The sequence below is a fragment of the Mycolicibacterium novocastrense genome (assembly GCF_001499835.1).
Classification (GTDB): domain Bacteria; phylum Actinomycetota; class Actinomycetes; order Mycobacteriales; family Mycobacteriaceae; genus Mycobacterium; species Mycobacterium novocastrense.
The window spans coordinates 122060-135204 of the sequence record NZ_LQIH01000045.1 but is presented as its reverse complement, the minus strand read 5'-3'; the positions used below and the strand labels follow the sequence as shown (position 1 = coordinate 135204).

At 66.9% G+C, this 13145-nt stretch carries 15 protein-coding genes, 1 tRNA gene and 1 pseudogene; 13 read left to right on the top strand and 4 right to left on the bottom strand.

Annotated features, from left to right (window positions below; genetic code table 11):
* Window positions 1-121: 121 nt before the first annotated feature.
* Together AU072_RS22500 and AU072_RS22495 are read left to right on the top strand one after the other, a co-directional pair.
* A tRNA-Val gene (locus tag AU072_RS22500) sits at window positions 122-193 on the top strand.
* An 84-nt stretch (window positions 194-277) separates the two neighbouring features.
* Complete coding sequence (locus AU072_RS22495) at window positions 278-685, top strand: pyridoxamine 5'-phosphate oxidase family protein (protein ID WP_064415822.1); 408 nt, start codon at window positions 278-280, stop codon at window positions 683-685.
* Between the two features lie 8 nt (window positions 686-693).
* Here the strand turns inward: AU072_RS22495 and AU072_RS22490 are convergent, their stop codons facing one another.
* Together AU072_RS22490 and AU072_RS22485 are read right to left on the bottom strand one after the other, a co-directional pair.
* Complete coding sequence (locus AU072_RS22490; protein ID WP_064415821.1) at window positions 694-990, bottom strand: DUF3618 domain-containing protein; 297 nt, start codon at window positions 988-990, stop codon at window positions 694-696.
* Window positions 987-1388 (bottom strand): phage holin family protein, encoded by a 402-nt coding sequence (locus tag AU072_RS22485; RefSeq protein ID WP_174523680.1) that lies wholly within the window; start codon window positions 1386-1388, stop codon window positions 987-989. Before AU072_RS22485 ends, AU072_RS22490 begins: the two co-directional genes overlap by 4 nt.
* 350 nt (window positions 1389-1738) lie before the next feature.
* On the opposite strand from AU072_RS22485, the gene AU072_RS27770 reads away from it, so the two are divergent.
* Complete coding sequence (locus AU072_RS27770; protein WP_082680637.1) at window positions 1739-2230, top strand: hypothetical protein; 492 nt, start codon at window positions 1739-1741, stop codon at window positions 2228-2230.
* 228 nt (window positions 2231-2458) lie between these two features.
* Window positions 2459-3325: a L,D-transpeptidase gene (locus AU072_RS22480; RefSeq protein ID WP_064415819.1), complete on the top strand. Its 867-nt coding sequence runs from the start codon at window positions 2459-2461 to the stop codon at window positions 3323-3325.
* 12 nt (window positions 3326-3337) lie between these two features.
* Here AU072_RS22480 and AU072_RS22475 read toward each other — a convergent pair whose 3' ends face one another.
* Both AU072_RS22475 and AU072_RS22470 read right to left on the bottom strand, forming a co-directional pair.
* Window positions 3338-4039: a GAF and ANTAR domain-containing protein gene (locus AU072_RS22475; protein WP_064415818.1), complete on the bottom strand. Its 702-nt coding sequence runs from the start codon at window positions 4037-4039 to the stop codon at window positions 3338-3340.
* 128 nt (window positions 4040-4167) lie between these two features.
* Window positions 4168-4665 (bottom strand): DUF1990 domain-containing protein, encoded by a 498-nt coding sequence (locus AU072_RS22470; protein ID WP_064415817.1) that lies wholly within the window; start codon window positions 4663-4665, stop codon window positions 4168-4170.
* A gap of 38 nt (window positions 4666-4703) precedes the next feature.
* Between AU072_RS22470 and AU072_RS22465 the strand changes: the two genes are divergently transcribed.
* From AU072_RS22465 to AU072_RS22425, 9 genes and pseudogenes are all read left to right on the top strand, one after another.
* Entirely contained in the window at window positions 4704-5570 is an 867-nt protein-coding gene (locus tag AU072_RS22465; protein WP_064415816.1) for an aldo/keto reductase, read from the top strand.
* Between the two features lie 21 nt (window positions 5571-5591).
* Window positions 5592-6209: a PaaI family thioesterase gene (locus AU072_RS28710; RefSeq protein ID WP_064415815.1), complete on the top strand. Its 618-nt coding sequence runs from the start codon at window positions 5592-5594 to the stop codon at window positions 6207-6209.
* Complete coding sequence (locus tag AU072_RS28705; RefSeq protein ID WP_064415814.1) at window positions 6206-6625, top strand: TIGR02611 family protein; 420 nt, start codon at window positions 6206-6208, stop codon at window positions 6623-6625. The genes AU072_RS28710 and AU072_RS28705 overlap by 4 nt, the downstream gene beginning before the upstream one ends.
* Window positions 6626-6702: 77 nt before the next feature.
* Complete coding sequence (gene thrS, locus AU072_RS22450; protein ID WP_064415813.1) at window positions 6703-8757, top strand: threonine--tRNA ligase; 2055 nt, start codon at window positions 6703-6705, stop codon at window positions 8755-8757.
* Window positions 8754-9344: an ATP adenylyltransferase gene (locus AU072_RS22445; protein ID WP_064415812.1), complete on the top strand. Its 591-nt coding sequence runs from the start codon at window positions 8754-8756 to the stop codon at window positions 9342-9344. Before thrS ends, AU072_RS22445 begins: the two co-directional genes overlap by 4 nt.
* Window positions 9341-10018 carry a phosphatidylinositol phosphate synthase gene (gene pgsA, locus AU072_RS22440; RefSeq protein WP_064415811.1) on the top strand — a complete coding sequence of 226 codons (678 nt, stop codon included), beginning with the start codon at window positions 9341-9343 and terminating at the stop codon, window positions 10016-10018. The genes AU072_RS22445 and pgsA overlap by 4 nt, the downstream gene beginning before the upstream one ends.
* On the top strand, window positions 10015-10953 hold the full coding sequence (locus tag AU072_RS22435) for a phosphatidylinositol mannoside acyltransferase (protein ID WP_064415810.1): 939 nt from the start codon (window positions 10015-10017) through the stop codon (window positions 10951-10953). Before pgsA ends, AU072_RS22435 begins: the two co-directional genes overlap by 4 nt.
* Window positions 10950-12119, top strand: a complete 1170-nt coding sequence (locus AU072_RS22430) for a glycosyltransferase family 4 protein (RefSeq protein ID WP_064415809.1) — start codon at window positions 10950-10952, stop codon at window positions 12117-12119. Before AU072_RS22435 ends, AU072_RS22430 begins: the two co-directional genes overlap by 4 nt.
* Window positions 12116-13143 (top strand): annotated as a pseudogene (locus tag AU072_RS22425) (NUDIX hydrolase). The gene AU072_RS22430 and the pseudogene AU072_RS22425 overlap by 4 nt, the downstream one beginning before the upstream one ends.
* The last annotated feature ends 2 nt before the right edge of the window (window positions 13144-13145 follow it).

Here is a 13145-nt window from a genome sequence, read left to right as displayed (position 1 = left end):
ATGCCGCAGCGACCACCTGGAAACAAGGAAGTCAGCTGGGTGGATCCCGTCGGGCAGATTCGGGGCGCGACCCCCTATCGTGCTAGTCTTCGACGTCGTTCGGCCATTCGGTCGACTCTCCGGTCTCGTAGCTCAGTGGGAGAGCGTCCGCCTCACACGCGGAAGGTCGCTGGTTCGAACCCAGCCGGGACCACCCCTTCACCACGACGCGCCGCGTCCCGCCTCCCTAGACTCACCTTCATGTCTTTGGTGATCATTTCGCGATACGCAGGCCGTCATGTCTGAAGAGAAGCCGCCCGGCGAGATCCTTCCCGAAAGCGAATGCTGGAACCTGTTGGGCAGCGTGTCATTGGGGCGACTGGTCACCAGCGCTGACGGGATTCCCGAGATCTTTCCGGTGAACTTCGTCGTCCAGCGCAAGACGCTGCTGTTTCGCACGGCGCAGGGCACCAAGTTGGTCAGCACGGCGGTCAACCGCGACGTGCTCTTCGAAGCCGACGACCACAACGTCGCCGAAGGTTGGAGCGTGATCGTTCGGGGCGTCGCACGCACCGTTCACGACGATGACGACCTCGAGGAAGCGAAAAGCGCGCAAGTACTGCCGTGGACCGCGCACACCAAGGACCATTACATCCGCGTGCTTCCGCGACGTGTCACCGGGCGTCGCTTTCGCTTCGGGTCGTAACGGACGCCCTAGCGTCTTCGCCGCCACACGATGATCCCGACCACCGCGAGGATCGCGACGATCGCCGCGACCGGCACCGTCTGCTTCGGGTTGTCGGTGGCCGTATGCCGCAGTGTGTCCGCCTTCTCAACGACGCGATCCTTGGTCTCGTCGACCTTTTCCTTCGCGCGCGTCTTCACATCCAACTTGGCCTGCAGCGCCTCAACCGTTTCGCCCAGTTCGTGGCGGGTCTGCTCGATATCGGCCTGAATGTCGTCGACGCCGGCATCTGGTCCTGGCTCGGGGCGGGGAGTCGGTGCGGTCATGACCGTGCGTCCTTCAATTCCTGGATGTCGGCTTTCACCGTCTCGACGGTTTTCGGCGCCGCCGGGGTGACCTCTTGCGCCTCTTTACGTCCCAGCAGTGCCGCAATTCCCGCGATCGCGAACAGCACCGCCGCAACGATCAGCGCCGCGGCCCACACCGGCAGCACCAGAGACAACGCCGCCACACCCGCAGCGATCAACGTCGCCGCGCCGAAGAAGGCCAGCAGCCCCGCCACGCTGAACAAGCCCGCGCCGATCCCGGCGTGCTTGGCCGACTCCTGAAATTCCTTCTGCGCCAACCGCATTTCGTCGCGGATCAACCGCGACGTCTGCGTCGACAACTGGCTCATCAACTCGCCGACCGACGCGTCGGCGCTAGGTCTCGATTCCACCGTCATCACATACCAACCTCTGTTGTCCTGACCTGTCGCGACAGTGATGCCCGTGGTCAATAGGGCCGAAACCCCGAGATCCCCTTGAATGCATCTCGCGATCGTGATCTGTACGCGCCGGTGATACCCAGCAGAACCGCAGGTGAGAACGGGATTGAAGCCGCCGCCGCCGTCCAATGCGGCTCTACCATGCCGAACCGGTCACCGTTTGGAAACGGCGCGGTGCGGCGTGGCGTGTCTGTGGCGACTACCTGCTGATATTAACGCGGTCGTATGGACGCGACCTCGGTACGGCATGCAAGGTCTGCTGCCTCGGTTGAACGAAAGTGTGAGCGTGAGTGGAGGGATCAACGTCGATGACGACCTTTAAAGGAGTCAACATCGCGGCAGCTGTGGGGGCTGGACTGATCGGTGCGGCCATCGGAGTGGCCATCGCACTGAGTCCGAGCGCCTTGGCCGGGGGATATGAGTGCGTCGAATCGGCGACCGGGCAAGCCCCTGCCGGAGCGCCGGGGGCACCTGTTTGTGCTCCGCTGACGGACATGGCCGGCGTGCCGATGGCACTTCCCGGCCCGCCGCCTGTCGCGCCGCCTCTGGTGCCACCCGTCGTGCCGCCGCCACTGGTGCCGCCTCTGGTGCCGCCGCCCCTGGTGCCACCGCTTGTGCCCCCGCCGCTGGTGCCGCCGGTGGCCGGAGCTCCGATCGTGGGCGGCGCTCCCGCGGTGGTCGGCGCTCCGCTCACGGAGATGGGTGGACTGGCCGGAAAGGGCAAGGGAGACCCATCCCGTCCGCCGGCGCCCGGAGCGCCCGTGCCGGGTCAGCCCACTCCGCCAGGACCGGTGACCTGACGGCCCACCGAGGATAGTCCCTCCGGTTTGGCCCGGCGGCGAGCAAGTCTCGCCGCCGGGCCGAATTCATTGGCTGACAGGGTATTTGAGCTAGAACCGGACAAGACGGACGTCGTGGCCGAACCGTGACGGAGCCTTAATCGAATTGCCTACGCGCTCTTGGTTGTAAAGCGCTCGGGCTGACCTACCATTATTGACATCGTTGTAATTTCAAGGGAGGCACCAAGATTGCGTGCTGTACTTCGGTGTGTTCTTGCTGCTGTCGTCATCGCCACCAGTGTGGTGGTGGGGCCGGCCGGAGAAGGTGCGGCGGCCGCTAGTCAGGCGGTGAGAAGCTCCATTGCCTCCATCTTGCCTGCCGAGGGTCAGGTCGTCGGGATCGCACACCCCGTGGTGGTGACGTTCAAGCAATCCGTCGTCGACAGGGATGCGGCCGAGCGGCTGCTCGATATCTCCTCGACGCCACCGATGACGGGCACGTTCGAGTGGCTCGACGCCAAGACCGTCTATTGGTCCCCCGACGAGTTCTGGCCCGCCCACAGCACTATCGCGTTGTCTGTCGGAGGCTTCAAGACGAATATCGCGACCGGCGCCGCGGTGATCGGCGTTGCCAATATCGCCGATCACACCTTCACGGTCACCATCGACGGCGTCCCACCCGACAAACTGCCTTCGCCGCACCACCGCCCCTTCTTCGGTGAGCCCGGGGTCTTCCCGGCGTCCATGGGCCGGCCTGAGTATCCGACGCCCGTGGGAACCTTCCCCGTGTTGGCCAAAGAACGCGACGTGAAAATGGATTCGAGCAGCGTGGGCATCCCCGTGACCGCCGACGACGGCTACCTACTCGACGTGGAATGGGCGGTCCGGCTCACCAGGCGCGGCATCTTCGTGCATTCGGCACCGTGGGCGATCAACTCACTGGGGCACGAGAACGTCAGCCACGGGTGCATCAGCCTCAGTCCCGAAGATGCCGAATGGTACTTCGAACACGTCAAGGTCGGAGACCCGGTCCTGGTGCAGGAGAACAACATCGAAGTGCCCCGGCCGCGGGTCGAGCCGGCGAACCCCGAGGTTCCGCGAGTGATCTCTCGTTGACGCGGTGCACGCTCAGGGGCGCGGCTGGTCGACGATCTCCTTCGCGATCTTGATCAGCGGCACGTTGGAATCCTGAGAAAGCTTGCGCAACAAGTCGAAGGCCTGCACCGCGTCGACGCCGTAGCGTTCCATCATCATGCCCTTGGCCTGTCCGATGGTGTCCCGGCTGGCCAGGGCGCGCTTGAATTGCTCGTCGCGGCGAGCGGCATTCCAGGCCACCGAGGAATGCGCGGCGAAGACCAACCCCAGGCTCCGGGCTTGGTCACCGAAGGCGTCGGGTTCCTCCGAATAGACGTTGAGCGCGCCCATCGTCTCGTCCTCGATGAACAACTGAAACGCCATGATCGAGCGAATCGGCGTCTCCGCCAACGCGTCTTGGCGATAGCGCGGGAACCGGTCGTCGGTTTGCAGATCGGCGACGTAGACGACCTTCTTGTCCCACGCCGCGGTCAAACACGGGCCCTCCTGGTGTCGCTGCTGGATCTTGTCCAGCAGCATGGGGTACATGTGCGTTGCCGCTGGCGTCTCGACGCTGTTCGACTTGCGGGTGATGGTGATGCCGGCGTACTGGGCTCCAGGAATCTCCACGGCCGCGTGTTCGGCCAACTCCGCGATCACGGTGTCCGCGTCGGGTCGGCTGTAGAGCTCCCGCACCAACTCTGCGAGGCGCAGATGCGTGTCCTCGCGTTCGTCGGGTTCCTTCGCAATCACCATTCGAGGTCCTTCACAGGTCGTTTCAGACTACGCGCCCAAGCCCACTGTGGACGGTGCTGACGATCGTAATTATCGGCGACGCAAAAAACGTCGACACTTCATTCTCGCCTGCGCCGCAAATCCGCGCGCTATAACGCCCGTAGATACCGGTCGGTGACCACTCGCTGAACCAACGACGTCACCGGTGCCCCGAGGCGACTCCACCAGGTGGCATGCCGAGAGAACGCCGTGACCACGGCCGACACCTCGTCAGAAGCCGGGTCGTGGCGGACCAGGAACAGCTCCTCGCCCGACTCCGCGTGACCGGGCAGGGTGCCGTATGCGAACCCGCGCGCATGATGTTCGTCGACGACATAGACCACACGACACGGCGCCGCGATCGGGCCCAGGTGCACGAGGACCTCCGAGCCGACCTCGGCGACCTCCGTCGTCGCCGCGACTCGCACGCCCGCACCGCGCAGCATTCCCCACCGCATGCCGGTCGCCGCGGCTTGCTCGAAGCGGTCGCGACCATGACCGATGACGGCCGTCTTGTGCACGTGTCGGTAGCCGGCCGGCAGCTCGCCGGCGGTGGCGCCCACCTCGGGATACGTCAGCGGTAGCGCGGCGAGATCGCTGAGCCTCACCCGCGCTACCTTGCCATCGTCGGCGTACGGTCGGGGACATGACCACCCCTGTCGCACAGGCATCCGGCACCTTCACCATCGGCGACCTGACGGTCAACCGGCTCGGCTTCGGCGCAATGCGCTTGACCGGCGAGGGAGTCTGGGGTCCACCCCAGGACCGCGACGAATGCCTGCGGGTCCTGCGTCGCGCCGTCGACCTCGGGGTCAACTTCATCGACACCGCCAACTCCTACGGCCCCTACGTCTCCGAGGAGCTGATCCGCGAGGCGCTGCACCCCTACGACGGTGTCGTCGTCGCGACCAAGGCCGGGTTGCTGCGCACCGGGCCCGACGTGTGGCCGGTGCTCGGCTACCCGGAGTACCTGCGTCAGGAGTGCGAGATGAGCCTGCGCCGCCTCGGCGTCGACACCATCGACCTGTTCCAGCTGCACCGCATCGACACCAAGTTCCCCGCCGAGGACCAGGTCGGCGAACTGCTCGAGCTGCAGCGGGAGGGCAAGATCCGCCATATCGGGCTGTCCGAGGTCACCGTCGAACAACTCGAGGCCGCGCAGAAAGTGGCCCCGATCGTGACCGTGCAGAACATGTACAACCTCAGCGTCCGCTCCGCCGAACCGGTGCTCGACGCCTGCGAAGCCCAAGACATCGGGTTCATCCCGTGGTTCCCGCTGGCGGCCGGCCCGTTGGCCGCGCCCGACGGGCCACTGCAGCGCATCGCCGCCGACCATCACGCCACGCCCTCACAGCTGGCGCTCGCATGGCTGCTCAAGCGTTCGCCGGTGATGCTGCCGATCCCCGGCACCTCCAAGGTGGCCCACTTGGAGGAGAATGTGGCCGCCGCCGAAATCGAGCTGACCGACGACGAGTTCGAGACATTGAGCAAAGCCGGAGCCGCCGGCGACTGAGCGAGGCAATACGGTGGACGAGTGAGCTCTGAGCGGCCGCCTGGTGGTGGCTTCAACCCGCCCGTCGCCACCGACAGCGGCGGACCCGACTACGGGCGATTCATCGAAGCGGTCCGCACCTTGCAGGATCACGCCCGCGCCGCCGATGCCCCCGACGACGTGATCAGCGAAGCCGCCGACCAGATCGAGAAGGTGTCACAGCTGCTCGCCCCCTACTACGCCGACGAATGGTCCTCACCGTCCGGCCGGCGGCTGGACCTGCCCAACCGCGGCAACATTCTGTCGATCCCCCTCGACGTGCAGATCACCGACGATCAGCGCATCGAAGGCACCGCCGAGTTCCGCCGCTTCCACCTCGGCCGCAACGGCGCGGCGCACGGCGGCAGCGTCGCGCAGCTGTTCGACGCCCTTCTGGGTTTCACCGCGTTCAAGCTCAGCGGCAGCAGGGCCCAGCGCACGGCCTTCCTGCACGTCGACTACCGGCAGATCGCGCACGTCGAGAAGCCGTTCCAGGTCGAGGCGCGGATCGACCGGATCGAGGGACGCAAGATCTTCGTCTCCGGGCGACTGCTCGACGGCGAGACCGTACTGGCCGAGGCACACGCCTTGTTCGTCAAACTCAAACCGGGCCAGCCGTGAGCGCCGCCGCGGTCAAACGGCGCCTCGGGCGGTGGCGCGACGGGGTCCGGCAACGACGCACGATCAACTTCGCCTACCGCATCGCGGTCGGTGTGGTCGGTTCCGTGGTCCTCGCGCTGGGCATCCTGGCCATCCCGTACCCGGGCCCGGGCTGGGCGATCGTCTTCGTCGGCCTGGGCATCCTGGCCACGGAGTTCGCGTGGGCGCAACGGCTACTGGCCTACGCCAAGGAGCGCTACGACAAGGCGATGGAGTGGTTTCACCGTCAACACAGCGTGGTGCAGATCCTCGGCGGGCTGTTCACCGCCCTGGTGGTGTTCGTGACCCTGTGGCTGTTGGGCGCGGTCCACTTCTTCGGCGACCTCGTGGGCCTGGAGCACAAGCTGCTTCAGAGCCCTCTCGGCATCGGGTCCTGACGACGCCGACCGCAGGTGGGCACCGATAGCATGGTCGCGTCCTCGAGTCTGTTGACAACGAAACTGGAGAGTCACCGATGAGCGCCGCCACCAACCGCACCCCAGCAGCCCTGATCCGGGTCGCTGCCGGGACGACTGCGGGGGAGGCGGTGCGCGAGGCGGGCCTGCCGAGCCGGGGCGCACCCGACGCGATCGTCGTCGTTCGCGACGCCGAGGGCCGACTACGCGACCTGTCGTGGGTGCCCGACACCGATGTCGAGGTGACTCCCGTGGCCGCCGACACCGACGACGGCCGCAGCGTTTTGCGGCATTCCACCGCGCACGTGCTGGCCCAGGCGGTACAGGACCTCTTCCCGCAGGCCAAGCTCGGCATCGGGCCGCCGATCACCGACGGGTTCTACTACGACTTCGACGTGGAGCGCGCGTTCACGCCCGAAGATCTCGCCGCGCTGGAGAAGCGCATGCGTCAGATTGTCAAGCAGGGCCAGCTGTTCTCCCGGCGCGTCTATGAGTCGAAAGACCAAGCGCGCGAAGAACTCGCCAACGAGCCCTACAAGCTCGAGCTGGTCGACGACAAGTCCGGCGACCCCGACGTGATGGAGGTCGGCGGCGACGAGCTGACCGCCTACGACAACCTCAATCCCCGTACCCGCGAACGGGAATGGGGCGATCTGTGCCGCGGTCCGCACATTCCGACGACGAAATACATCCCGGCCTTCAAGCTCACCCGCAGCTCGGCGGCATACTGGCGCGGCAACCAGAACAACGCCAGCCTGCAACGCATCTACGGCACGGCCTGGGAATCGCAGGAAGCGCTCGACAAGCACCTCGAGTTCATCGAGGAGGCGCAACGCCGCGACCACCGCAAGCTCGGCGCCGAGCTCGACCTGTTCAGCTTCCCCGACGAAATCGGTTCGGGCCTGGCCGTTTTCCACCCCAAGGGCGGGATCATCCGGCGCGAGCTCGAGGACTACTCGCGGCGTAAGCACATCGAGGCCGGCTACCAGTTCGTCAACACTCCCCACATCACCAAGGCCGAACTGTTCAGGATCTCCGGTCACCTCGACTGGTACGCCGACGGGATGTTTCCGCCCATGCACCTCGATGCGGAACTCAACCCCGACGGCACGGTGCGCAAACCCGGCCAGGACTACTACCTCAAGCCGATGAACTGTCCCATGCACTGCCTGATTTTCGCCTCGCGTGGACGTTCATACCGGGAACTTCCGTTGCGCCTCTTCGAATTCGGCACCGTGTACCGCTACGAGCTCTCCGGCGTCGTGCACGGGTTGACGCGGGTGCGCGGGCTGACGATGGACGACTCGCACATCTACTGCACCCGCGAACAGATGCGCGACGAGCTGACCTCGCTGCTGCGCTTCATCCTCGACCTGCTCGCCGACTACGGCCTGACCGACTTCTATCTCGAGCTGTCGACCAAGGACCCCGAGAAGTTCGTCGGCTCCGACGAGTTGTGGGAGGAGGCCACCAACGTGCTGGCCGAAGTCGGGGCCGCTTCGGGGCTCGACCTCGTGCCCGATCCCGGTGGTGCGGCGTTCTACGGTCCGAAGATCTCGGTACAGGTCAAAGACGCGCTGGGCCGCAGCTGGCAGATGTCGACCATCCAGCTGGACTTCAACTTCCCGGAGCGCTTCGAGCTGGAGTACACCGCGGCGGACGGATCGCGGCAGCGGCCCGTGATGATCCACCGCGCGCTCTTCGGCTCCATCGAGCGATTCTTCGGCATCCTCACCGAGCACTACGCCGGAGCGTTCCCTGCGTGGCTGGCGCCAGTACAGGTGGTCGGAATCCCCGTCGCCGACGACCACGTTCCCTACCTCAACGGCCTTGCGACCCAACTGAAGATGAAGGGTGTCCGCGCCGAGGTGGACGCCAGCGACGACCGCATGGCCAAGAAGATCGTCAACCACACCAACCAGAAGGTGCCGTTCATGTTGGTGGCGGGGGACCGCGACGTCGAGGCCGACGCGGTCAGCTTCCGTTTCGGCGACCGCACCCAGATCAACGGTGTCCCAAGGGATAAGGCCGTCGATGCGATCACCGACTGGATCGCCAGCCGTCAAAACGCCACTCCCACAGCGGAGCTGCTCGAGGTGGACACAGCCAAGTGAGCGCCGAAGAACGGGCCGACAGCGGCATCGACAACGAGCACACGGTCATCGACCGCGGTGCCGGCGACCCCGACCACCTGCAGCGGCTGTGGACCCCGCACCGGATGAGCTACATCGCCGAAGCGCCCATGAAGGGCGGTTCGGCGGGCTCGGGCAAATCGCGCCAGCCGTTCACCGACATCCCCACGATGCCCGACGAGGAGGGGCTGGTCGTCGCGCGCGGCGAGTCCGTCTACATCGTGCTCAACCTCTACCCGTACAACCCGGGGCATTCGATGGTGGTGCCCTATCGGCGGGTGTCCGAGTTGGAAGACCTCACTCCCGACGAGAGCTTCGAGTTGATCTCGTTCACGCAGAAGCTGATTCGCGTGATCAAGTCGGTGTCTCATCCGCACGGCTTCAACGTCGGGCTCAACCTGGGCCAGTCCGCGGGCGGCTCGCTGGCCGACCACCTGCACATGCACGTGGTGCCGCGCTGGAGCGGCGACGCGAACTTCATCACGATCATCGGCGGCTCGAAAGCGGTGCCGCAGTTGCTGCGTGAGACCCGTGAACTGCTGGCCACCGAATGGGCGAGACAGCAGTGAGCAACTTCTACCTGATGACCCGGGCGGCGTACGAGAAGATCAGCACGCCGATCGCCAAGGGTGCGCTGCGCGCGGGGTTCACCCCGGACAGCATCACGATCCTGGGCACCGCGGGCTCCGTGCTGGGAGCGCTGACGCTGTACCCGATCGGTCATCTGTGGTGGGGCTCGGTCGCCGTGTGGGTCTTCGTGCTCGCCGACATGCTCGACGGCGCGATGGCCCGCCAGCGCGGCGGCGGTACCCGCTTCGGGTCGGTGCTGGACGCCACGTGCGACCGCATCAGCGACGGCGCGATCTTCTGCGGGCTGCTGTGGTGGGCGGCGTTCGGGCTGCAGAGCACATCGCTGGTGGTCGCGACGATGATCTGCCTGGTGACCTCGCAGGTCATCTCCTACATCAAAGCCAGGGCCGAAGCCAGCGGACTATCGGCCGAGGGCGGGCTGATCGAGCGCCCGGAACGGTTGATCATCGTGCTGGTCGGTGCGGGGCTGTCCGGTTTGTTCGGTGTGGTGTGGCTGCTGCACATCGCGATGTGGGTGCTCGCGGTGACCAGTCTGGTGACGCTGGGGCAGCGGGTGCACAGTGTGCGGACGTCACCGGGGGCGATGGACCGAATCGTCAAACCCGATGCCGCCGAGGCGGGCGGGGACGAACCGGAGGCGGGGGAGCCGTGACGACCACGCCCTCGGGGCCGACGGCCAGTGCCAACCCGTTGGGTGGCTGGTTGTCGGACTGGGGGTATGCGGCCGGCTGGCGGCTGGTGCGTGCGATGCCGGAGTTCTTCGCCCGCAACACTTTCGATGCCGGTGCTCACTTCGCGGCGCGCGGAGGCGGACCCGAACAGCTGCGCAAGAACCTGGCGCGTGTCCTCGGCGTCCCGCCCGAGCAGGTGCCCGACGGCTTGATTCGTGCTTCGCTTGCCTCCTACGCCCGATACTGGCGGGAGGCTTTCCGGTTGCCGACGATGGATCACGAGGCACTCGGCCGGGAACTGGTCGTGGACGACGTCGACCTGCTGTGGGCGGCGTTGGAGGCGGGGCGCGGCGCGGTGTTGTCCTTGCCGCACAGCGGCAACTGGGACATGGCCGGCGTCTGGCTGGTCCAGAATTACGGCACGTTCACCACGGTCGCCGAACGGCTCAAGCCCGAGTCGCTGTACAACCGCTTCGTCGCGTACCGGGAGGGTCTGGGTTTCGAGGTCGTCCCACTGACCGGCGGTGAGCGGCCGCCGTTCGAGGTCCTCGCCGAGCGGTTACGCGACAATCGCCCGGTATGTCTGATGGCCGAGCGTGACCTCAGCCGCAGCGGGGTCGAGGTCGATTTCTTCGGCGAACCCACGCGCATGCCCGCGGGCTCGGCCAAACTCGCGATCGAAACCGGGGCGGCGCTGTTTCCGGTGCACTGCTGGTTCGAAGGCGATGGGTGGGGCATGCGGGTGTATCCCGAGATCGACACGTCGTCCGGTGACGTCACCGTCATCACCCAGGCGTTGGCCGACCGGTTCGCCCGCAACATCGCCGCCCATCCGGCCGACTGGCACATGATGCAACCGCAGTGGCTGGCCGACCTGTCCGCGGAGCGACGCGCCAGGCTGGAGGCCAGCCCGTGAGGATCGGCATGGTCTGCCCCTACTCGTTCGACGTGCCCGGCGGGGTGCAGTCACACGTGCTGCAGCTGGCGGAGGTGATGCACGGCCTGGGCCACCACGTCAGCGTCCTCGCGCCCTCCTCGCCGGGCGCGCAGCTGCCCGACTACGTCGTCTCCGGCGGCAAGGCCGTGCCGATTCCGTACAACGGATCGGTCGCGCGTCTGCGGTTCGGACCCGCCACACACCGCCTGGTGAAGCGCTGGCTGGCCGACGGTGACTTCGACGTACTGCACCTGCACGAGCCCAACGCCCCCAGCCTGTCGATGCTGGCCCTCAACATCGCCGAAGGCCCAATCATCGCGACGTTCCACACGTCGACCACAAAATCGTTGACGCTCACCGTGTTCGAGCCCATCCTGCGACCGATGCACGAGAAGATCGTGGGGCGTATCGCGGTGTCGGACCTGGCGCGCCGCTGGCAGATGGAGGCGTTGGGCAGCGACGCCGTCGTGATCCCCAACGGCGTGGACGTGGCCGCATTCGCGTCCGCGCCGCTGCTCGACGGCTATCCCCGCCCGGGGAAGTCGGTGTTGTTCCTGGGCCGTTTCGACGAACCGCGCAAGGGCATGGCGGTACTGCTGCGTGCGCTGCCGACGCTGGTGGAACGGTTCCCCGATGTCGAGATCCTCGTCGTCGGCCGCGGTGACGAAGACGAATTGCGTGACGACGCCGGTGATCTCGCATCGCATCTGCGCTTTCTCGGTCAGGTCGACGATGCGGCCAAGGCGTCGGCGATGCGCAGCGCCGACGTGTATTGCGCGCCCCACACGGGCGGCGAGAGCTTCGGCATCGTGCTCGTCGAGGCGATGGCGGCAGGCACCGCGGTGGTCGCCAGCGACCTCGACGCGTTCCGTCAGGTGCTCGACGACGGGAAGGCCGGCCGCCTCGTCCCGGTCGACGACGCGGCGGCGCTGGCCGACGGGTTGATCGAGTTGCTCGCCGACGATGCGGTGCGCGAGCACTACGTCACCGCGGCGGCCCGAGCGGTCCGGCCCTACGACTGGTCGATGGTGGCCCGACAGATCATGCGGGTGTACGAGACCGTCTCCGGGTCGGGCACCACGGTGACGGTTTCCGGTGGCGACAGTGCCACCAAGGCCAGGAAGGCGTCCGGAGGCGTCCGGTGATCACCTGGATCGTGGTGATCACGCTGGCCGTGCTGGTCGTGGTCATCCTGGCGGTCGGAGCGTGGGCGCTGCAGACGGCCAACCGACTCGACCGGTTGCATGTGCGATATGACCTGTCCTGGCAGGCGCTCGACGGAGCGTTGGCACGCCGCGCCGTCGTCGCCCGTGCGGTCGCAGTCGATGCTTACGGCGACGCGCCGGACGCCGCGCGGCTGGCCGCGTTGGCCGACGCCGCCGAGCGGGCACCCAGGTCTGCCCGCGAGGGCGCCGAGAACGACCTGTCCGCGGCGCTGGCCCAGGTGGATCCGGCGTCGCTGCCGCAGGCTCTGGTCGCCGAACTGGCCGACGCCGAAGCGCGGGTGGTGCTCGCCCGTCGCTTCCACAATGACGCGGTGCGCGACACCCTCGCGCTACGCGAACGGCCGGTGGTGCGCATGCTGCGGCTCGGCGGAACCGCGGCGCTGCCAACGTATTTCGAGATCGTCGAGCGGCCCGAGACGGTACCGGAGGGCGGTCGCAGGTGAGTTGGCGCACGTCGGCGCGGGTGGTTCTGCTCGACGAGGCCGGTGCTGTTCTGCTGTTCCGCGGTTCGGACCCGGCGCTGGCGGATGCCCCTCGATGGTGGTTCACCGTCGGTGGTGCCGTGGAGCCGGGGGAGGAGCTCGCGGCGGCCGCGGCGCGGGAGGTCGCGGAGGAGACGGGCCTGCAGGTGGACGCCGCCGATCTCGTCGGCCCGCTGTGGCGGCGTCAGGCGGTTTTCGAGTTCGACGGTTTGGTCATCCGCAGCGAAGAGCTGTTCTTCGTGCACCGCACGACGCGGTTCGAGCCGTCGATGGGCGGTCACACAGCGCTCGAACGGCGCACGATTCACGGCTACCGCTGGTGTGACGAGGCCACGATCCATGAGCTGGTGGCCAGCGGTGAAATCGTCTACCCGCGTCAACTCGCCGAACTGCTCGGCCAAGCCGCCGTGCTGGCCGACGGGCCGACCCGCCCCACCGTGCCGACGGTGCAGATTCGCTGACG